Origin of the sequence: Streptomyces sp. NBC_00988 (assembly GCF_045162645.1) — a bacterium.
In the GTDB taxonomy this organism is placed as follows: domain Bacteria; phylum Actinomycetota; class Actinomycetes; order Streptomycetales; family Streptomycetaceae; genus Streptomyces.
This window is the reverse complement of sequence record NZ_CP108730.1, coordinates 5784937-5804081: the sequence shown is the minus strand read 5'-3', so window position 1 is coordinate 5804081 and position 19145 is coordinate 5784937. Positions and strand designations below refer to the sequence as shown.

Annotated in this window: 17 protein-coding genes and 1 pseudogene; 7 read left to right on the top strand and 11 right to left on the bottom strand. The window is 69.6% G+C overall.

What is annotated here, in order from left to right:
* Positions 1 to 88 precede the first annotated feature (88 nt).
* A complete protein-coding gene (locus OG496_RS26375) occupies positions 89 to 1219 on the top strand; it encodes an NADH:flavin oxidoreductase (RefSeq protein ID WP_405972637.1) in 1131 nt (376 codons plus the stop codon).
* 54 nt (positions 1220 to 1273) lie between these two features.
* On the opposite strand, the gene OG496_RS26370 is transcribed toward OG496_RS26375, so the two are convergent.
* A complete protein-coding gene (locus tag OG496_RS26370) occupies positions 1274 to 1789 on the bottom strand; it encodes a hypothetical protein (RefSeq protein ID WP_405972636.1) in 516 nt (171 codons plus the stop codon).
* Positions 1789 to 7929, bottom strand: a complete 6141-nt coding sequence (locus OG496_RS26365; protein WP_405972635.1) for a DNRLRE domain-containing protein — start codon at positions 7927 to 7929, stop codon at positions 1789 to 1791. Before OG496_RS26365 ends, OG496_RS26370 begins: the two co-directional genes overlap by 1 nt.
* A 500-nt stretch (positions 7930 to 8429) precedes the next feature.
* Here OG496_RS26365 and OG496_RS26360 point away from each other — a divergent pair, with 500 nt between their 5' ends.
* On the top strand, positions 8430 to 9329 hold the full coding sequence (locus tag OG496_RS26360) for a metallophosphoesterase family protein (protein WP_399396050.1): 900 nt from the start codon (positions 8430 to 8432) through the stop codon (positions 9327 to 9329).
* Here the strand turns inward: OG496_RS26360 and OG496_RS26355 are convergent.
* Together OG496_RS26355 and OG496_RS26350 are read right to left on the bottom strand one after the other, a co-directional pair.
* Positions 9326 to 9739, bottom strand: coding sequence for a hypothetical protein (locus OG496_RS26355; protein ID WP_405972634.1), 414 nt, complete (start codon positions 9737 to 9739; stop codon positions 9326 to 9328). The genes OG496_RS26360 and OG496_RS26355 overlap by 4 nt on opposite strands.
* A gap of 1 nt (position 9740) precedes the next feature.
* Positions 9741 to 10307: a hypothetical protein gene (locus tag OG496_RS26350; protein WP_366496764.1), complete on the bottom strand. Its 567-nt coding sequence runs from the start codon at positions 10305 to 10307 to the stop codon at positions 9741 to 9743.
* Positions 10308 to 10500: 193 nt separating this feature from the next.
* Between OG496_RS26350 and OG496_RS26345 the strand changes: the two genes are divergently transcribed.
* Positions 10501 to 11307: a hypothetical protein gene (locus tag OG496_RS26345; protein WP_405972633.1), complete on the top strand. Its 807-nt coding sequence runs from the start codon at positions 10501 to 10503 to the stop codon at positions 11305 to 11307.
* 10 nt (positions 11308 to 11317) lie between these two features.
* On the opposite strand, the gene OG496_RS26340 is transcribed toward OG496_RS26345, so the two are convergent.
* Both OG496_RS26340 and OG496_RS26335 read right to left on the bottom strand, forming a co-directional pair.
* Complete coding sequence (locus OG496_RS26340) at positions 11318 to 11575, bottom strand: DUF397 domain-containing protein (RefSeq protein WP_405972632.1); 258 nt, start codon at positions 11573 to 11575, stop codon at positions 11318 to 11320.
* Positions 11559 to 12399: pseudogene (locus OG496_RS26335) on the bottom strand (Scr1 family TA system antitoxin-like transcriptional regulator). Before OG496_RS26335 ends, OG496_RS26340 begins: the two are co-directional and overlap by 17 nt.
* A gap of 113 nt (positions 12400 to 12512) precedes the next feature.
* On the opposite strand from OG496_RS26335, the gene OG496_RS26330 reads away from it, so the two are divergent.
* Entirely contained in the window at positions 12513 to 12905 is a 393-nt protein-coding gene (locus OG496_RS26330) for a hypothetical protein (protein WP_033281220.1), read from the top strand.
* Between the two features lie 25 nt (positions 12906 to 12930).
* Positions 12931 to 13611: a class I SAM-dependent methyltransferase gene (locus OG496_RS26325; RefSeq protein WP_405972631.1), complete on the top strand. Its 681-nt coding sequence runs from the start codon at positions 12931 to 12933 to the stop codon at positions 13609 to 13611.
* Between the two features lie 75 nt (positions 13612 to 13686).
* Here OG496_RS26325 and OG496_RS26320 read toward each other — a convergent pair whose 3' ends face one another.
* From OG496_RS26320 to OG496_RS26305, 4 genes are all read right to left on the bottom strand, one after another.
* Positions 13687 to 13926 carry a hypothetical protein gene (locus OG496_RS26320; RefSeq protein ID WP_405972630.1) on the bottom strand — a complete coding sequence of 80 codons (240 nt, stop codon included), beginning with the start codon at positions 13924 to 13926 and terminating at the stop codon, positions 13687 to 13689.
* Between the two features lie 13 nt (positions 13927 to 13939).
* Positions 13940 to 15370 carry a PTS transporter subunit EIIC gene (locus OG496_RS26315; protein WP_405972629.1) on the bottom strand — a complete coding sequence of 477 codons (1431 nt, stop codon included), beginning with the start codon at positions 15368 to 15370 and terminating at the stop codon, positions 13940 to 13942.
* 16 nt (positions 15371 to 15386) lie between these two features.
* Positions 15387 to 16322, bottom strand: coding sequence for an N-acetylmuramic acid 6-phosphate etherase (gene murQ, locus OG496_RS26310; RefSeq protein ID WP_366496775.1), 936 nt, complete (start codon positions 16320 to 16322; stop codon positions 15387 to 15389).
* 72 nt (positions 16323 to 16394) lie between these two features.
* The gene (locus OG496_RS26305) at positions 16395 to 17306 is read right to left on the bottom strand and encodes a MurR/RpiR family transcriptional regulator (protein ID WP_366496777.1); all 912 of its coding nucleotides are present in this window, start codon (positions 17304 to 17306) and stop codon (positions 16395 to 16397) included.
* 55 nt (positions 17307 to 17361) lie between these two features.
* Here OG496_RS26305 and OG496_RS26300 point away from each other — a divergent pair, with 55 nt between their 5' ends.
* Entirely contained in the window at positions 17362 to 17766 is a 405-nt protein-coding gene (locus OG496_RS26300) for a hypothetical protein (RefSeq protein ID WP_366496778.1), read from the top strand.
* Complete coding sequence (locus OG496_RS26295) at positions 17763 to 18029, top strand: DUF4031 domain-containing protein (RefSeq protein ID WP_318017061.1); 267 nt, start codon at positions 17763 to 17765, stop codon at positions 18027 to 18029. The genes OG496_RS26300 and OG496_RS26295 overlap by 4 nt, the downstream gene beginning before the upstream one ends.
* 5 nt (positions 18030 to 18034) lie before the next feature.
* Here the strand turns inward: OG496_RS26295 and OG496_RS26290 are convergent, their stop codons facing one another.
* Positions 18035 to 19084: a GNAT family N-acetyltransferase gene (locus tag OG496_RS26290; RefSeq protein ID WP_366496842.1), complete on the bottom strand. Its 1050-nt coding sequence runs from the start codon at positions 19082 to 19084 to the stop codon at positions 18035 to 18037.
* Positions 19085 to 19145 lie beyond the last annotated feature (61 nt).

The following is a 19145-nucleotide window of genomic DNA, read 5'->3' as shown; positions in this document are numbered from 1 at the left end:
AGGTTGTCGTTGACGCATGATCAATGCATACGCACATACCGACTGGTACCTGATATCCGGTGCCTGGTGTCCCGAGGAGCCCCCACACGTGTCTACGACCGCCCCCGCCTCCCGAGCGGCCGAAATCCTCGGCCGTCCGATCACCCTCAACGGCCTGACCGTCCCCAACCGGATCGTGATGGCGCCGATGACCCGGCAGTTCTCGCCGGGCGGCATTCCCGGTGAGGACGTGGTGTCGTACTACGCGCGCCGGGCCGCCGCGGGTGTCGGTCTCATCGTCACCGAGGGCACCTACGTCGGTCACGACTCGGCCGGGCAGACTGACGACATCCCGCGCTTCCACGGCGAGGAGCAGCTCGCGGGCTGGGCGAAGGTCGCCGACGGCGTGCACGCGGCGGGCGGCACGATCGTGCCGCAGCTGTGGCACATCGGCATGGTCCGCGAGCAGGGCCAGCCGCCGTACGCGGACGCGCCCGCCGTCGGCCCCTCCGGGCTGCGGATCGGCAGCGACGAGGTCACCGGTACGGCCATGACGCAGCGGGACCTGGACGACGTCATCGGCGCGTTCGCCGAGGCGGCGGCCGCGGCGGAGCGGATCGGGTTCGACGGGGTCGAGCTGCACGGGGCGCACGGGTATCTCCTCGACCAGTTCCTGTGGGCGGGCACGAACCGTCGTACGGACGCCTACGGCGGTGACGCGGTCGCCCGTACGAAGTTCGCGGCGGAGATCGTGGCGGCGGTCCGGGAGACCGTGTCCCCGGAGTTCCCGATCATCTTCCGTTACTCGCAGTGGAAGCAGGAGGTCTACCGGGCCCGTCTGGCGGAGACGCCGGAGGAGCTGGAGGCGATCCTGACCCCGCTCGCGGCGGCCGGTGTGGATGTCTTCCACGCGTCCACCCGCCGTTACTGGCTCCCCGAGTTCGAGGAGACCGGCTCCGACCTCAACCTCGCGGGCTGGACCAAGAAGCTCACCGGCAAGCAGACCATCACGGTCGGGTCGGTCGGCCTCGACGGGGACTTCCTCAAGGGGTTCCGGGGCGAGGGCGCGCCGGTCAAGGGCATCGATGACCTCCTCGACAGCCTGGAGCGGGACGAGTTCGACATGGTGGCGGTGGGACGGGCGCTGCTTCAGGACCCGGAGTGGGCGGCGAAGGTCCTTGCGGGGCGGGTGGAGGAGCTGGCGCCTTATGACGCGGCGGCGTTGAAGTCGCTGAGCTGACGCCGATACGCACATGGAGAACGGCTGGGGCAACAGCCCCAGCCGTTCTTGTCGTTACACCGACGCCCAGAGAATCCCGGCTGCCAGCATCTGAGGAAGCAGGGCAAGGATCCCGAAGAACAGGGCCCTGTTCCGGGCGATGTCGGACGCCGTTCCCTGCAGCCTTGTCCATCCCCATGCTGCGGCGCTCGTCAGCAGGGGCAGAAGAATCACCAGAACGGATACGGCCGCAAGGAACGTCTCCGAACCTGTGGTGTGGGACCCGTCGGTGACCCTGGTCCACAACGGCCATGCGAGCAGGAGGCCGAACACCTGCAGAACCAGCAGGCCGACCCAGACCCCCCTTGCCTCTCCGGACCCCGGTCGTCCGGTGTGCACCGCGCCGTAGATCACGGCGTGCACCACGGCGACGCACAGACAGATGACGGCGGTCCAGACGGCCCAGTCACCCACGGCCGCCAGGTAGTTCCCCGACCGGGTCGCTCGCAGGACCTCGTGCGACAGGTCGAAGACCGAGAGCCCGAGGGTGACCAGGAGCGACACACGCAACTGCTTGATCAGGCCGCGCATCACAGGGCCGACGTCATTCTGCGAGCGAGGACGCTGGTAACGCGACGCACCTTGAGCCTCTTTCCGATCTTGATGATGTACCGGGCAATCCTTCGGACGGCTTTGCGACCCCCGGCCTTCTTGGCCATCACCTGCCCGATGCCACCCGCGCCGAGACCGATGGCCGCTCCGACGGCGAACTCCAGGAAGAAGTTGCTCCAGGTGAACCCGCCGTCCCACCGGGTCTCGATGAAGTAGCTCACCGCGTCCGCGAGGCCTCCCACAACCGCGCTGCAGGCCCAGAGCAGGACAGCAGCGTAGGCCAGGCAGAGCGACTCCCCCACCGCCGTGATCAGCGAGGTAGCGGCCCAGACCGCTGCCTTGCACAGAGTCTTGGCAGTGAAGTGGCGCCACCCACTCGGGCAGGTGCCGTCGAGGTCGGTGCAGTTGGCGCCGTCCGCGTCGCAGTAGTCGTACGTGTTCGCACTTCCGCTGTATACCGGGTCGACCTGAAGGAAGCGACCGGTCGAGGCGCTGTACAGGCGGGCACCCATGACACTGACGGCGCCGGCCGTGTCCGTCGCGAGCTGGTACGAGCCGAGCCAGCCGAAGGCGAGCGCGGTCGAACCGTCCTGGACATTGCCGTACTCGTCGTAGTGACTGACCGTCGCCGTGCCCGAGCCGTCCAGGTTCAGGGTCACCGCGATGTCACCGTGGAGGTTCTCCAGCTGGAGCACCGCCGAACCCGAGTCCGTCACCCTCGCCGCGAGCGCACCCGAGAGGTCCAGGACGTTCCGGGTGACACTGCCTGTGCCGGTCTCGCTCCAGGTCGCGGAGTCGCTGTCGTTGGCGTAGTGACTGGTCGTCACACTGTCCGTGGTCCACGTGGTCCCGCTGTCCGAACTGCTGGAGGATGTGGTCACGGCGAGCCGGCCCGCCCCGTCGAGACCGTAGCCGGTACGGCTGGTGCCCGTGGTGACGGATGCCGCCAGGTCGTTGGTGTAGTACGCGTACGTGCTGGAGCCGTCGGTCAGGGTGCGGCCGAGGGCGTCGTAGGTGTAGCCGCTGTCGACGAGGCGGTCGGCCGAGTCGTAGGTGTGGCCGGTGGTCGCGGTCGTCGTGGTGGTGCAGTCGGCGACCGTGCTGCTGGTGGTGGCCAGCGTCGTGCGGTTGCCGGACGCGTCGAAGGCGTACGCGCGGGTGGTGCAGCCGGTGGCCGTGGTGTCCGTGGCCTGGGTGATGCGGCTCTGGGCATCGTAGGTGTACGCCGTCTGCACCGAGGAACCGTCCGTCTGCGTGTGCCCGGCCTGCTGGTCCGTGATCAGGTAGTCGGCCGAGTCGGACAGCACAGTGGTGCCGGAACTGTCCGTGTACACCCGGGAGATGGAGTTGCCGGCCGGGTCCACGCCGACCGCCTCCGTGTAGCCGCCGGGCAGGGTCTGGCCCGTCAGGTGCCCGTCGGCGTCGTAAGCGCCGGAGAAGGTACCCGCCTCGGAGTCCTTGGCGGTAAGGGTGTTGCCGTCCGCGTCATAGGTGTACGCGGTGCTCGCGCCCGTGGAGTCGGTCGAGGAGGCCAGCTGTCCGAGCGAGTTGTACGCGTAGGTGGTGATGTCGCCGTCACCGTCGTCGTACGAGAGCAGCCGGCCCAGACGGTCGTAGTCCGAGGCCGTCGTCTGCCCGTTCGCCTTCTGCGTGAGCATCACGCCCGAGTCCGGGTCGTAGGTGTACGCCGAGGCGGTCACGGCCGTCCCGAGGCCACTGGTGACCGTGACGGACTTCAGCCGGCCCGCCGTGTCGAAGGCGCTGACCGTGGTGCGGGTCGAACTCCCCGCGGTCTCCGTCGCTTCGGCGACCTTGCCCCACCGGTTGTACTCGTACGTGGTGGTGGTGGCCGCGGTCGGGTTGCTGCCGCCGCCGGTGATCGCCGCCGCCGGGGTGGTACGGCAGAGCAGTCCCACCCATGCCGCGTTCACGCAGGAGCCGGAGCCGGAGGCGGTGTAGTACTCGTAGCCGAGGGTCGCCGCGTCCGAACCGGACGAGCCCGCGGTGCGCGAGGTGGCGATCCGGCCGGAGGCGTCGTAGGTGTAGACGTGGTCGGTGGTCTTCGAGCCGGTGGTCGAGTCTTTCACCGCGCCAGTTGCCCAGTCGTAACCGGTCGTGGTGGTCACGGTGTCGGCGTCCGCGTCCACGCCCGGTATCGAAGCACCGGTGGTGGCCGAGGTCTCCAGGTCGGAGACGACCGCGTCGGAGGGCCGATCCTCGTCGTACCTGTAGGCGGTGTGCGCACGCGCCGGAACCGTGTCACCGGCAGCGTAGGATCCGGCGGCCGCGGCGAGCGTGATCACATGCAGCGGGCCGTAGGTGTCGGTGACCTGCTGACCGTCCGCCGAGTACGCGGTGACATCCGCGAGCCGCTGTGCCCGCTCGGCCGTCGACAGTGCGGTCAGCCCCAGCTCCTCCAACTGCGCGTCGGCGTTGTCGCCGGTGCCGAGGGCGAGTTCTCGGTTGGCAGCGGACAGGGAGAATACGTCGTTGCCGTACAGGTCGTACGCCGTGGTGGTGGTCGCACCGGACGGGGAGACGGTGTCGACCACGCTGCCGCTCGCGTCCAGGTAGCTGACCGTGGCCGAACCATAGGCGTCCGCGGTCAGGTCACCGCCCGCGTGGGACGCGGCGGCCTTGTCCTGGGCGAGTACCGCCGTGGCGTCGGTCGGTGCGTCGCTCTGTGCCCAGGCGGCCACGGTGTCCGCGTCCATCTGATGCGGCGCGCTGTCGCCGGAGAGCGGTACGTCGTACACGACGCTCCAGATGGTGCTGGAGCCGTCGACCGTGTCCGTACCCGAGGTGAGGGTTGCCCGGGATGCCGTCAGCAGCATGCCCGCACCGGCGGTCGCCGTCGAACCGGCCTTGCCGTAGGTGAACGTCCACGGCAGCTGACCCGGTTCGGTGAGGGTGACGACGTGGCCGTCGGAGTCGTAGGTGTACTCGGTCTTGAGGGAGGGACTGATGCGTGGGTCCCAGACCTGACGGAGCTTGCCTGAGGCGCCGTACGCGTAGGCGGCGAGGGTCTCGGCGGTGGCGGTGGAGTCACCAGGGCTGGTGGCCCACAGCTTGATCGCCTTGACCTGGCCCGCGTAGTCGCCGAGCACCGAGTCGGTGGCGGTGGTGGTGTCCGCGTAGACGAACTCCAGAACCCGGCAGCCCTGGGTGGAGGGGGTGGCCTGGCAGGTCGCGGCCTTGATTCCGGTCGCCGGGGAGATGACGTACTTCGGGCGGGCCAGGGTCTGGCTGCCGGAGGTGACGGTCTCCGAGACGGTGGTGACGGTGGAGTCGTCGACGGCGGAAGCCGAGGACGACAGCGTCCAGGTGGTCACGGCGTTGGCTGCCTTGGTGAACACCGTGGTGTCGGCGGCCGTGTCCGTGAGGGTGAACGCCGAACCGGACAGCGAGCCCGTCAGGGTCAGGTAGTCGGCGCCGGTCTCCGGCTGCCAACCACCACCCGAGGTGGCCGTGAAGGCGGTCGCTGTGCCATCCGCGCTGAGCAGTTCCACCGAGGTGGCGGAGGTCTTGCGGATCAGGGTGTAGCCGCTTGCCTCGCCGGTGACGGAGGAGGTCCAGCCGGGGCCGAAGATCTGTGCCTGGCCCTCGGTGTCGGTGTCGTTGGAGCGCGAGGAGTAGGTGCGCGAGACGCTTGAGTCGAAGGCGGCGGCGTCGGTGGCCGACAGGGTGTAGTCACCGGTGAGTTCGTTCACTGTGCCGGGGCCGACCGACGCGGTGGCGGCGGTGCCGGCGTCCCGGTCCAGGGTGACCTCGACCGTCTGCGAGTGGCCGGTGGTCGTGCCGTCGGTGAAGGCGGCGCGCAGGTCGATCGCGCCGTCTTCAGAGAGGGAACCGACCGTGTTCCAGACCAGTTTGGTGGCGGTGCCGCTCGTGACGGCGACCGGCCAGGCGGATACTGCCGTGCCGGAGGCGGTGACGTCACCCACCGGGACGGTGTGCCAGTCGTCGGTCTCGCCGCGCCGGTACTGCCAGGTGACTCCGGTGTAGGTCGTCAGTCCCTTGGCAGCGAGGGTGAGCCGGCGGGCAGTGGTGTCGCCGTCCTGAGGTGACAGGATCGCCGCGCCGTCCTCACCCACGCCGAAGGAGTAGGCCGTCGTGGTTGAAGAAAGGTTTCCTCCGGAGTCGACGGTCTTGGCGTACAGCGTGTGCCAGCCGTCCGCCGGGTCGATGGAGACGGTGAGCGCGTCGCCACCGTTGCCGTTGGCGGTGTCGAGCGCCTTGTTCGGCAGGCTGCTGTTGTCCAGGCCCCAGTAGTAGCCGGCGCCATCCGTGGAAGAGGTGTCGATGGTGCAGGTGTCGGCGTCGTCGGCCTTGGCCGTCCAGCCGTTCTGCTCGTACGTGTCACAGGTGACGGTCGGCGCGACCGGCAGCCCGGTGTTCAGCACGAACGTGGTGTAGCCGGTCCAACTGCCGTAGTCCGTACCGTCGTAGGCCCGCACGCGGTACCGCAGATGCACGCCGGCCGGGAAGGCGGAGGCGGACGGGATCGCGAGTTTCGCGGTCGAGCCGGAGGACACCGCGGACGACGTGCCGGTGTAGGAGTACGTGGTGTCCGCGTACGTCGGGTCCGCCGTGATCTCGAACTGGCCCTTGGTGCTGGACCCGTCGGGGTCGGTGACCTTCGCGGAGAGGGTCGGTGTGAGCGAGGTGACGTACCGCTTGCCGTTGTACGCGTTGACCTGTGACGGGGAGATAGTGAGCGAACTCGGCGTCGAGGGATACGAGTTGTACGTCACCGTCAGGTGCGGCTCGGTCGAGCCGTCCCCGGAGACGTAGTTGGCCGAGCGGAAGCGCCGCCAGGTCAGGGAGTCGGTCTCGCTCGCGCCGCGCAGTTGCAGGCCGTAGTTGGTCGAACCGGCCGCCCACGCCTGCACGATGGCGTCGATGTCGAAGTTCATCGTGCCCGCGGGGCAGGAGGTGCTGTAGCCCAGCGCGGCGGTGTTGGTCACCGCGCCCGTCGTGGTGGTCGACGGCTGGGCGGCCCAGGTGACGGTGGACGACGACCACGTGGAGGTGATCCGCCGCACCTGCGTACCCGCGCCGGACGTCGAGCAGGTCGAGGCGTAGTACGAGTACAGGGCGAGGTTCGTGTCGGTGATGTGCTTGCCGACGAACTTCGACACGTCGAACTTCAGATACGAGCGCGCCACGTCGCTGCCCGCGTCGTACGTGCCCGACTTCAACTCCGTCGAGGAGACCTGGGAGTCGGTGTAGTCCGGGGTCTGCACCCAGGTGTCCGTGGTGACGGCGAGGGTGGAGGTCGGGTCCACGGTGACCGGGTAGGCCAGGTCCTGGGTGAAGTAGTCCGCGTCCGGACTCAGCACCAGGGTCTGGCTGCCGTCGTCGGCGGTCTCCACCTTCGTGGCGACCTTCGCCTGGTGCTTCGACTCACCGGAGGCGTCGTCCTTGGAGGAGTCCCACATCATCGGCGCCGGTGCCTCGGCCACCAGCTTGCCGTCACCGTCCTTCAGCAGCAGATGGCCGGAGTCGGCCACTGACAGTACAAGTCCCTTGAGCTGCAAGGGAATCCGGTACACCGGGGCGCTGTCGGGCGCGGAGTCCAGGACGATGTCCTGGCTGAAACCCTGGGCCAGCGCGGTCACCGTCAGGGTCTGGTCGCCGCCCAGGTCGTAGGAGGCGGTGTCGTCCTTCACCGTCGGCGTCGGCAGCTTGGACTCCCAGCCCAGGCCGAACGACGTACTGCCCTTGTCGACCGACACCAGCGCGGTGTCACCGCCGTCGGAGACCGCGATGTCGGCCGCGGCGACCTCCGGTTCCAGCGACGCGCCCGTGTCCGACAACGACGTGTTGATGTCCCGCCACGTCCCGCCGGCCACCTGCTGCCGGATCGGCCCCGCGTACGTCGACGTCTGCAGCTCACCGCTCGGCAGTGCGTACGTCGTCGAGTCCGCCGTCCGCTCCGACAGCACCTCGATCTTCCGGTTCTGCAACCGTGCCATCAATAGCGCGGCCGCCACCGAATCCGCCGACGACGCGACCGACTTGGTGTCCGACACGGCGGTCACGGCCGTGGTGGTCGAGTCGGCCGCGAACGCCGTTCCCGTCTCCAACGACACCAGTGCCGTCTCCACTGCCAGCACGACGGCCACAGTCAACGCTGTACGTCTCAGCACAGCGCGCGACGATCTTCCCCGCCCCCTTGCGGCAGAGAAGACCCTTCTCCCCTTGAGTCCCAACACAACTCCTGCGATTACCTCGTGACGCCCAGTGCGCTACGAGGTGCCTGATCAAAGGTCAAGAAACTGTGAAGCGGAGCTGAAGCGAAGTCACGGGGTAGTCAAAGATGCAGGTGGTAGACGTACCTGCTCTTGACTCGGACGGGCTCCCGGATTCCCTCGGCTGTGTTTTCTGTGTGACGGCCAAGGATCATCTGTCGGACAAGAGGTGGCGGGTCGGGTGTATGGGCACTAACCGCCCGGCAGCCTGTGTGGTTGCTGTAGTGAAGATTGTTATTGCCCTGTGACGGACTCGTGGAGGTGTGCCGGGGGTCACGGCGATGTACCGGACGGCCGCCCGCCGCGCCCGGGCTGCGGTTCCGGCCCCTGTCGGCTGCCCCCAACTCGGGCTAGCGTGCCCGCACATGAGGATCCTGCACCTGTCCGACACCCACTTGGAGCGCACCGACGCTCCCAACCGCCATGGCATCAACGCGACGGACTCGCTGCGGCTGATGCTTGCCGAGTTGCGGCATCAGCGCGGGGTGGACGCGATCGTCGTCACCGGGGACCTCGCCAACGACGGGGCGGTGGAGGCGTATACGGCCGTACGGGAGCTGGTCGGAGGCTTCGCGCGGAGGATGGGCGGGGTGCCGGTCTTCTACACGACCGGGAACCATGACGAACGCGAGGCGTTCGGGAAGGTGTTGGGGAGCGGGCACCTGGCCGCCGACGGCACGGATCGGGTCGTGTCCGCCGTGTTTCCGGTGGAGTTCGCGTGCGCGGCCGTGAGTGACGTGGGCGAGTATCGGTTCATCACGCTCGACTCGTTGGTGCCGGGGAAGGTGTACGGGCGGCTGAGCGGGGCCCAACTGGACTGGCTGAAGGAGGAGTTGAGCACGCCGTTCGGGAACGGGACCGTCCTCGCCTTCCACCATCCGCCGATCGCCCTCGACGTGCCGACCCAGCAGGCCTTCGGGCTGCGGAATCCCGGGGAGCTGGCGGACGCGATCCGGGGGAGTGACGTACGGGTCGTCCTCACCGGGCACTTCCACCTCCAGCTCTTCGGCTTCCTGGAGGCGACGCCGGTGTGGGTCACGCCGGGTGTCGTCAACCGGATCGACCTGACGACCGCGCCCGGCACGGAGCGGGCGGTGCGCGGTGCCTCGGCCTCACGGGTCGAACTGGGCGGGGAGACCGGGCCGTTGTTCCACACCTTCCACGCACGGGACCCGCGGGCACACGAGACGGTGTACCAACTGGACGCGGAGCAGACCCGGTTGGTCATCGAACGGGAACGGGAACAGGAACAGCAGGACGGCTAGCGGGACTTGAACCAGGCGACCGAGACGATCAGGGCCGCGCCGATCGCGGCGCCGGCGAGCTCATAGGCCGCGTGGAAGGCCAGGTCGGAGCGGTCGGTCACGGCCCAGTCCTGGCCGGCGTAGAGCCGTATGCCCGTGACCTGTTCCTCGTCGTACTCGAAGGCCAACCCCGCCATCTTCCCGCGCCCCTGCTGTCCGCCGGGCAGGCCCCAGGTGCCCTCGCACCGGTCGTTCGACTCGCAGTGGACGTACCCTTCCGTGATCGTCCAGTCACCGTCGACGAACCGGTGGACGTTCCTCGCGGCGAACCACAACGGCAGCGCGAGCGCGCACAGGCACCCGACCAGCACCACCCGCTGCCACCACTTGAGTCCGCTCACCACATCCGTGCTCCACGCCAACGGGCTCACGTCAGAGGTTCCCCAGGGGCTCGATGTCCACGTGCACCGGTGTGCCCCAGACGCGGAGCACCTCGTAGTCCGTGAACTCGTGCACGAGGCGGTATGCCATCGCCGGGCGGGAGCCGCGGCGCGCGGCGTTGATGTACAGCTCGGCCTCGTGGCGGTCGCGGCGCGGGGTGCCGCAGAGCTGCCAGGCCTGGCCGTTCCACAGTTCGGGGAGCCAGCGCTGCTGGGCCTGCGGGCGGTCCTCGCGGACGCCGTAGCGGGACGGCGTGGTGTCGGTGGGCCGGGGCGCGGCGGGGCCGTTGAACTCGGAGCGGCGGGCCGAGCGGCGGCGGGTCTCGCAGAGCAGGCAGAGGTCGGGGGCGTCGGCGTCGACCGGCCCGTTCGGGTGCTCCAGGCAGCGCGTGGTCGGCGCGGCGCCGCTGACGCTGTCGTCCAGCAGGTCGAGGGCGCGCTTGAGGTCCGCCTTGACCTCGTGCAGCCGGGCGTCGGGGGTGTCGGACGTGAGCGCCTCGCCGTGCTCGCCGAGGAGGCGGAGGGCGCGGCCTAGGGCGGTCTGCTGGGCGTGGTTCATGGTCCTGTCGACGATAGTCGGGTTCGGCGTGGGGTGCGGGGTGCGGGTGGTGGGGTTGGGGGGTGGCGTACGGGGCGTTCAACTCCTATTTGTGCGGGGGCTCGGGTTCGGCGCGATGGAATTCCGGGGCGTCGAGAAGGATCCGCTGGTCGGCTGATCCACTCCGGCATCCCCACGAAGAGGTCACATCACCATGCAACGACGCGCATTCGCCGCCGCCCTCACCGCCGCCGTAGCCGCACCCGCCGTCCTCGGTGCCACGGCCGCGCAGGCATCCCCGCAGACGTCCCCCCAGGCATCCCCGCAGCACGGCGGGCCGGTCGGCCTGAGCCGTCGGATGGTCGCGGCCCTCGCCGCCGAGCTCGACGACAAGGCGACCGCCAAGACGCTCGTCCCGCTCATCGAGGACGTCGGTTTCGACTGGCACCCGGAGACGGCGCCGCTGAAGAAGTTCGACTTCATCGTGGCCTACGCCTTCGGCAACCGGCTCCCGGCCGGCGGCGGCGACCCCACGAAGGTCCTCGCCGAGCCGGGCCCCGTCAACGAGGAACTCGCCGACACCATCGCCCGTATCCGCGCCGGCCGCCGTGACCTCCCCGTCTACGCCCAGTGGGAGATCGCGCGCCGGCTGGAGTCCAAGTACGGCATGACCGACGTCACGTCGATCGAGCCCGAGATCGCGGCGGACGGCACGATCACGTATCTCAGCACGGACGGGGTCGCGGCCCAGGTCGTCGAGTACCGCAAGCAGGCGCCGGGCGGCGTCGGCACCGCCTGCGTCGTCGGCTTCCGCGACCACCACAAGCGGTGCGTGCAGACGACCCGCGACCGCGCGATGCCGGCGTACGCCCCGACGGGGTTCGCCATGCCGCACACGTACGACCTGGAGTCGGGCCAGGCGTGGACCCGGCGCCGTGACCTGTACCTGGTCCACGACATGCTGGCCCAGTGGACGGTCCTCCGTGCGAAGGTGATCGCGGAGGCGTATCCCAACGGGTGAGTTGTTGGGCTTACTTGAGGTCGTCGACGAACGTGGACCATGCGGCGGCCCGGAACACCAGTTTCGGGCCGAGGGGGTTCTTGGAGTCCCGGACGGGGACGAGGGCGGGGTGGCCGTCGGCGACTTCCACACAGTCATCGCCGCTGCCACCGCTGTACGTCGACTTGCGCCAGCGGGCTACTTCGAGGCAGTCTCCGCCGTCGCCACCGCTGTAGCTGGACTTGTGCCAAGTGGCCGTGCTCAGGTCGAGATCAGGGCTGTTCCTCATGGGCGTAATCCTGCGCCATTCTCTCGATCAAGGCCAGAGACTTCTCGGGTGCGAGCGCGCACGCCGAGAGGAACTCGTAGTAGAGCCTGTACTCCGCGACGATGCTGGGGTCGTCGTCCAACTGGCCGGTGCCGACGCCTTCGAGGTAGATCAGCGGAGGGGCGTCGGCGAAGTCCATCAGCTTGATGCAGCCCTGCATCGCGGGATGCGCCCCCGCGTCGAACGGCAGTACTTGCACGATCACCCGGCTCCGGCGGCCCAGTTCGGCGATGTGGCGCAGGTTCTCCGCCATGACCCCGGGCCCACCCGTCATCCGCCGTAGCGCGGATTCGTCAATCACCGCCCACATCAAGGGTTTTGTTGGGTCGTCGAGGATGTGCGCCCGCGTCATCCGCTGTGCTACCAACGTGTCGATCTCTTCGTCGGTTGCCGTCGGCTGATAAGCCCGGCAGACGGCCCTTGCGTACGCGGGTGTTTGGAGCAGCCCTGGGATCAGCATCGACGCGTACTGCCTGATCGCCGTAGCGCGGAGCTCCGCATCCGCCGCCTCAGCGAAGTGCTCGGGGTATTGGGACTTCGCCGCCGCCCCACAGTTCCGCGCGAAGAAGTCCCCCGTCCCCAACTCCTTGTCCAGCATCCGCGCATACTCCGGCAACATCCGCCGCGTCCCCCGCCTCCAACTGCCCGATGAACGACCCGCTCACGAACAGCCGCTGCCCCAACTCGTCCTGGCTGAGGCCCGCCTTCTCGCGGGCGTGCCGGAGTTCTGCGCCGAGCAGGGCTCGCGGTGACGACGACGGGTCGAGATCCTTCGGTCCTGCCACAGCAACTCCCTGTCCTAACACCGGAATTTGTTGGGACTCCCCGTATGGCCAGGTTAGACACGTTGCCGCCACGCTGTGTTGCGAACAGCAAACTCTGTGTGGAGGTGCAAGGAATGCTCCGGTCGACGGAAGAAATCGTCGCTTCGCTCCGGGACGCGCTCACCGGTGTCGGTGTCGTCCTGCCGTCCCTGTGCGTGGACCCGGTGACGGGTGCGAGCGACGAGAAGTTCGCGCTGGTGATGCTGGGGCGCTGCAACGTCCGTACCGCCGAGAAGCTGGCGTCCGTGCTGCGTGGTGAACGGCCCCCGGTCGGGGCGTATGCCGTGGACGTACGGGACGGGCGGGTCGGCGAGGTGATGGGACACGTGGGCGGGAACGTGCAGTTGCGGCCCGTGGCCGGCGGCCGGGAGTGGGACTGTCCGCCGGAGTCGACGGGGCCCGCCGGGCAGGAGGAGGTACTGCGGGCGAGGGTCCGGGAGCGGAACCGTGAAGCCCGCCTGCCCTGAGCGGGCCGCGTGATCGACTGGTCCCATGGCCGTGATCCCGCCCCGCCTCCTCCGGGCCCTCGAATCCTTCAACTCCGAACACCCCTGGAGCCACAACGCCCACTACCACCCTTGGCTGCTACGGCAGTTGCCCCGCAGGTTCGGGCGAGCCCTCGACGTGGGTTGTGGGAGCGGTGACCTGGTGCGGCTGCTTGCCGCGAGGAGCACGGGTGGTGTCGAGGGCATCGACTCCGACCCTCAAATCATCGCCCTAGCAAAGGAGTTGACCCCGTCCGGCGTCCCCGCGGTCTTCACCGTCGTCGACGCCCGGGCCGGAATCCCCGTCGGCCCCTACGACGTCATCACCTGCGTCGCCGCCCTCCACCACCTCCCCTTCGCCGAGACGCTGACCCGCTTCCGCGACCAACTCGCCCCGGGCGGAACCCTGGTGGTGGTCGGCTGCGCCCGCGAGGCGGATGCCGTCGACGACGCCCTCGGCCTCGTCTCCGTCGCCCTGAACCTCGTCGTGGGCTGGGTGAAGAACCGGGGTCGTAGAGCCGTGTCCCGCCCGGTGGCCATGACCGCCGTCACCCGGCCGCCGGAGATGACCTTCGCCGAGGTCCGCCGCGAGGCGATCCGCGTCCTGCCGCGCGTCCGGTCGCGGCGGTGGCTGTTCTGGCGGTACACGCTGGTGTGGCGGGCACCTCTGGGACGTGTCGCGCAGTGAACACCTTCATCACCTGGGACGCCGGGCCCGGCGCGGGGCCAAGTAGCGCTACGGCGCCGGGGCGGGGCGGGTCGGTCAGCGGCCGGAGTGGTCGATGACGTTGCCGTTGGAGCAGTTGTTGGCGTGGTCGCCGACCCAGTCGCCGAGGACGGGAACCACGGCCACTTCCTGGAGGCATACAGCCGCAGCGGTGAAGTTCCAGTTGTTCGCCGCGTTCGTTCCTCCGCCGAAGTTGGAGTCGTTGTCCGCGTGCGCGGGTGTGGCCAGGGTGAGAGCGGCGGCGGCGCAGGCCGCGGCCATGAGGATCTTCTTCATGACGGGGAAACGATCATGCCCGGGAAGCGTCACCCGGCCTTACCCCACTTACCCCAGTCGCCCCACTCACCCCGCTCACCCCACCCAATCCCAGGAAATACGTCGCCACGAACCCCACCCCGTACCCCGTCAGCAGCCCGCCCCCGTAGATCGCCACCGTCATCCCCAGCCCCCTGTTCCCCGCCAGCAGCGGGAACAGCGCCCACCCCGACGGCCCGATCGCCGTCGCCCCCACCTTGTCGCCCAGCAACGCGAAGAACCCGACGAACGCCCCGCCCGCCGCCCCGCCCGCGCAGGCGGTCAGGAACGGTCGGCCGAGGGGGAGCGAGACGCCGTAGATGAGGGGTTCGCCGACGCCCAACAACCCTGCGGGGAGCGCCGACTTGATGGTCGTGCGGAGTGAAGTGTCGTGGTGCATACGGAAGTACACCGCCACCGCCGCACCCACCTGGCCCGCGCCCGCCATCGCCAGGATGGGCAACAGGACGGTGTAGCCCTGCTGTTCGATGAGGGTGGTGTGGATGGGGATGAGGGCCTGGTGGAGGCCCAGCATCACCAGGGGGAGGAAGAGGCCGCCGAGGATCAGGCCCGCGAAGGGGCCGGTGGTGGACAGGAGCCAGTTCGCGGCCGTGCCGATCGCCGTGGAGATCTCACCGGCCGCGTACATGAGGCCGTAGAGCGTCGCGAGGCCCGCGATCAGGACCGTCAGGGTGGGGGTGACGAGGACGTCGAGGGTCGCGGGGACCCAGGTGCGGCACCACTTCTCGACGTACGTGCCGAGGAACGCGGCTGCCAGTGCGCCCAGTACACCGCCCTGGCCGGGGGAGAGGGCGACCCCGAAGGCCGTGACCTTTGCGACCCCGGGGTACACCACGACCGCGGCCACCGCCCCGCCCAGCACCGGTGTCCCGCCGAACTCCTTCGCCGTGTTGTAACCGACAAATACCGCGATGAGGGTGAGGAACGCGGAGGGGATGACGGCGAGGGCGCCCGTGACTCCCGGGAGCCAACCCATGTTGATCAGCAGCCCGTTGAGGCCGGCGAGGACTCCGCAGCCGATGAGGGCGGGGATGAGCGGGACGAAGATGTTGGCGATCCGGCGGAGGAGGAGTTTGCCGGGGGTGGCGTTGCGGGCCCGCTGTGCCTCCTTCAACTCGGCGCCCCGCGCGGCCAGTTCACCGGCGGCGCCACTCAGCAACTTCTCGAACTCCGGGGTCACCCTTGCCACCACCCCCGGCCCCAGCACGATCTGGTACGTGTCGTCGTCCACGACCCCGAGCACGCCGGGCAGCGCCCGCAGCGCCTCCTCGTCCACCAGCGAACGGTCCGCCAGGCCGAGCCGGAGGCGGGTCATGCAGTGGGCCACGGAGGTGACGTTCGCGGGGCCGCCGACGAGGGGGAGGAGGGCGGCGGCGGTGGCGGTGGGCGAGGGCGAGGTGTTCACCCTCCGAGCGTGCTGGTCAGTCGGCCGCCGCGGTCAGCGCCGCGCGCAGTCGGCCGCCGGACTCCTCCAGAAGGCGGGCTGCCGTCGGGCCGTCGACCCCGGCGAGGACCACGAGGATCGCGTTCTTCACCTCGCCGTCGGTGGCGGCGAGGGCCCGCTCGATCTCCTCGTCGTCCGCGCCGGTCGCGAGCGCGACGATGCGGCGCGAGCGGGCGCGCAGCTTCTCGTTCGATGCCCGTACGTCGACCATCAGGTTCCCGTAGGTCTTGCCCAGCCGGATCATCGTGATCGTCGACAGCATGTTGAGGACCAGCTTCTGGGCCGTGCCCGCCTTCAACCTCGTTGATCCAGTGAGGAGTTCGGGGCCCACGACGACCTCGATGCCGTGTTCGGCTGCCGCTGCGAGCGCGCTGTGCTCGTTGCAGGACAGGCCGATGGTCAGCGCGCCCTCGTTGCGCGCGTGTTCTACGGCGGCGATCGCGTACGGGGTGCGTCCCGAGGCGGAGATCCCGACCACCGTGTCGTCGGCGGTGAGCGCGAGCGCGACGAGGTCCGCCTGGGCCAACTCCCTTGAGTCCTCGGCGCCTTCGATGGACGTGACGAGGGCCGCTGGGCCACCGGCGATCAGTCCGACGACCTGGCTCGGGTCGGTGTTGAAGGTCGGCGGACACTCGGACGCGTCGAGTACGCCCAGCCGTCCGGCGGTTCCCGCGCCCATGTAGATCAGTCGGCCGCCTCTGCCCATGCGGTCGGCTACGGCGTCGATCGCGGCGGAGATTTCCGGGAGGCGGTGGGCGACTGCGGCGGCCACGGTCGCGTCCTCGGCGTTCATCAGGCGGGCGATGTCGAGGGTGGGGAGTTGGTCGATCCCGGCGAGCTCCGGCCGGAAGGCTTCGGTGGTGAGTGACTCCAACTCGGCGCGGAGATCACGGGGGTTGGACGTTGAGGTCATGGAGAAGCGGCTCTTTCCGTTCGTTCTTGTCTGCCGACCGGCCACGATGCACCCGCAGAAGACAACGCGCCTTTAACGCCTGTGCCGATGTGCCAGCGCCTCGTACGACGCCGACAGCGCCGGTGCCGCCTGCTCGTACGTCCGCTGCGCCACCCCGATGAACAGACAGTCCACCACCAGCAGCTGACTCGTCCGGGACGACATGGCCGCCGGCCGAAGCTCACTCTCCCGAGCGGTGGACGTCGTGAGTATGTGATCGGCGTACTGCGTGACCGCCCCGTCCGGCCGCCCGGTGATCGCAACGGTCGTAGCCCCGTGCTCGAAGGCCACCCGCAACGGCTCGATCACATCCCCGGTGGACCCGGAGTGGGTGATCGCGATGGCCACGTCACCGGCCTTCAGCTGCACGGCGTTGGTCACGGCGAGGTGCGGGTCGCTGTGGGCGTGGGCTATGAGGCCTATGCGGAGCAGCTTCTGGGTGAGGTCCTGGGCGACGAGCCCGGACGCACCGACGCCGTAGACGTCGGTACGGCGGGCGGAGGCGAGCGCGGTGACGGCGGCGCCGAGCTGGACGGTGTCGAGTGCGGCGGCCGTGTCGGCGAGGGTCTGCTGCTCGTCGTAGGCGAGTTTCGCGACGACGTCGGCGATCGGGTCGTCGACGGCGATGTCGGTGGTGAGGGCGGGCGCCCGCCCGGACTGCTGCTGCGCGGCGAGCCCGGCGAGGGCGAGGCGCAGGTCGCGGTAGCCGGGGTAGCCGAGGATGCGGGCGGTGCGGACGACCGTGGCCTCGCTGGTGCCGGTGAGTTCGGCGAGGCCGGTGACCGTGAGGGCCGCGCAGCCGGCCGGGTCGGCGGCGACGGTCTCGGCGACGCGCTGCATGGAGCGGGTCATGGAGGGGGCGAGGGTGCGCACCTTGGCGGCCAGTGCGGCGGGTGGCGTACTCCCGGAGGCGCTTCCGAAAATTTCCTTCACGTCCTGGGTCACCTCTGAAAGATATTTTCGGGGCGGTGGTCGGGTCAAGGGTGCGCACAATAGGTGCATGGCATCCGACAGCGACCCCATCGACGACCCCCGTGACGAGCCCGTCCCCATAAGCCCCCTGGAGCAGGCACTGCACGCCGCCCGTGCCCTCGTGCTGGCCGATCTGGCCGCGCGCGAGGTCGTCGCGGCGGACGTGGTGTCCATGGTGGAGGAGTCCATCGTGGAGCGGCGATGGTGGGTGGAGCAGTGGCCGGAGGGTGTCGAGTACGTCGCCGGGCTGGTCGCGCAGGACGTGCAGGACGCGCTGCTGGAGGCGTACGGACGCTGGCCGCTCTGCCCGGTCTGCGCGTCCGGCGACCCGCACGCCCTGGAGGTCGAACCGGAGCTGGGACCCGACCCGCACTGGGTCTGCCACCAGGCGGGCGTGAAGGTCGCGGCCGTGGGAAACCTGGGCTCCCAGTGACCGTGTACATCGACCCACCGACCTGGCCGGGCCACGGCCGCCTCTGGTCCCACCTCGTCAGTGACGTCTCGTACGACGAACTCCACCTGTTCGCCGAGGAGTTGGGCGTACCGCGCCGGGCCTTCGAGCGCGATCACTACGACATCCCGTCGCATCGTTACGCGGACGCGGTGGCCGCCGGGGCGGTGGAGGTCAGGAGCCGGGAGGTGGTGCGGCTGCTGACGGCGGCGGGGCTGCGGAGGCCCAAGGGACGGGAGCGGTAAGGGAGTTACCCCTTGCGCCCGAGTTCGTAGGCGAACTCCTCGTCCTCCTCGCTCACCTTCTTGAACCCCGCCCGGGTGACCACGGCCTGCGAAGCGAGGTTGTCCCGCTCGATCGTCGCGAAGACCGTGCGTACGTCGTCCCGGGCCAGCGCCCACTCCGAGAGCGCACGGAGCGCCTCCGTCGCGTAGCCCCGGCCGCGGGCGCCCTCCGCCAGGTCGTAGCCGATCTCCGCGCGGCCCTCCTCGTCGGGGACACCGTGGAAACCCAGGCCGCCGACCGCGCGGCCGTCCTCGTGCCGGACGAGGACGAACACGCCGAACTCCGGGCGGTGGACGCCCGATACGTAGGCCTTCAGCAGGAAGGTCGCGGCCTCGCGGGTGCCCTCGTACGGGCCGCCCTCGATCCACTCGAACCCGCCGTCGCCGCCCGCGACCAGGTCACCGGCGGTCGCGGGGGTGATGCCCTGGAGGGTGAGGCGGTCGGTGGTGTGGACGAGGTTGTTGTTCCACTTCCAGCCGGTGACGGGGGCACGGCCGGGGAGTTCGGCGCGGCCGGTCGCCCACAGCAGGGTGCGCCAGAGGTCGGCGGCGGGGCGGACGTGCGGGAAGATCCGGCCGAGGACGAACTCGCTGAGTTCCGGGGCGGGTTGGTAGGTCAGGCCCAGGCCCTCGGCGATGTCGTGCGTGTGCAGCAGCACCTCGGCGATGCCCATCGCGGCGAAGCCCTCACGGTTCGCGCTGCGGAACGGCAACGGGTGGAAGGCGCGCACCTCGCGGGGTGTGGTGCGGATCGCGGCGGCGAGCAGGGCGCCGGTCGTCCGGATCACCTCCAGGACACCGGAGTTGTCGGTGCCGTCGTCGAAGGTGATGTCGAAGGGGACGTACGCGTGCTGCGCACGCCCCGCCAACTGCCCCGCGTACGAGATGAGATCACCGGCGATGTGCTCGGCGGTGGACCGGCAACTCCACTCCAGCCGGCCCGCCTTCGCCCCGTCCCAGTCCCGGTCCGTCGCCGTCCCCAGCAGTGCGAGGCAGCTCGCTACGGCCTCTTCCACCTGGTGTGCGGCTGTATGTCCGGCCATATTTCCGCCCGTGTTCCCCATGCGGGGAGCATAC

Excerpts from the sequence above, each read along its gene's own strand:
- murQ (WP_366496775.1), bottom strand. The coding sequence starts at position 16,322 with ATGACCTCAACGTCCAACCCCCGTGATCTCCGCGCCGAGTTGGAGTCA.
- OG496_RS26370 (WP_405972636.1), bottom strand. The coding sequence starts at position 1,789 with ATGCGCGGCCTGATCAAGCAGTTGCGTGTGTCGCTCCTGGTCACCCTC.
- OG496_RS26345 (WP_405972633.1), top strand. The coding sequence starts at position 10,501 with ATGCAACGACGCGCATTCGCCGCCGCCCTCACCGCCGCCGTAGCCGCA.
- OG496_RS26360 (WP_399396050.1), top strand. The coding sequence starts at position 8,430 with ATGAGGATCCTGCACCTGTCCGACACCCACTTGGAGCGCACCGACGCT.
- OG496_RS26330 (WP_033281220.1), top strand. The coding sequence starts at position 12,513 with ATGCTCCGGTCGACGGAAGAAATCGTCGCTTCGCTCCGGGACGCGCTC.
- OG496_RS26300 (WP_366496778.1), top strand. The coding sequence starts at position 17,362 with ATGGCATCCGACAGCGACCCCATCGACGACCCCCGTGACGAGCCCGTC.
- OG496_RS26340 (WP_405972632.1), bottom strand. The coding sequence starts at position 11,575 with ATGAGGAACAGCCCTGATCTCGACCTGAGCACGGCCACTTGGCACAAG.
- OG496_RS26325 (WP_405972631.1), top strand. The coding sequence starts at position 12,931 with ATGGCCGTGATCCCGCCCCGCCTCCTCCGGGCCCTCGAATCCTTCAAC.
- OG496_RS26350 (WP_366496764.1), bottom strand. The coding sequence starts at position 10,307 with ATGAACCACGCCCAGCAGACCGCCCTAGGCCGCGCCCTCCGCCTCCTC.
- OG496_RS26320 (WP_405972630.1), bottom strand. The coding sequence starts at position 13,926 with ATGAAGAAGATCCTCATGGCCGCGGCCTGCGCCGCCGCCGCTCTCACC.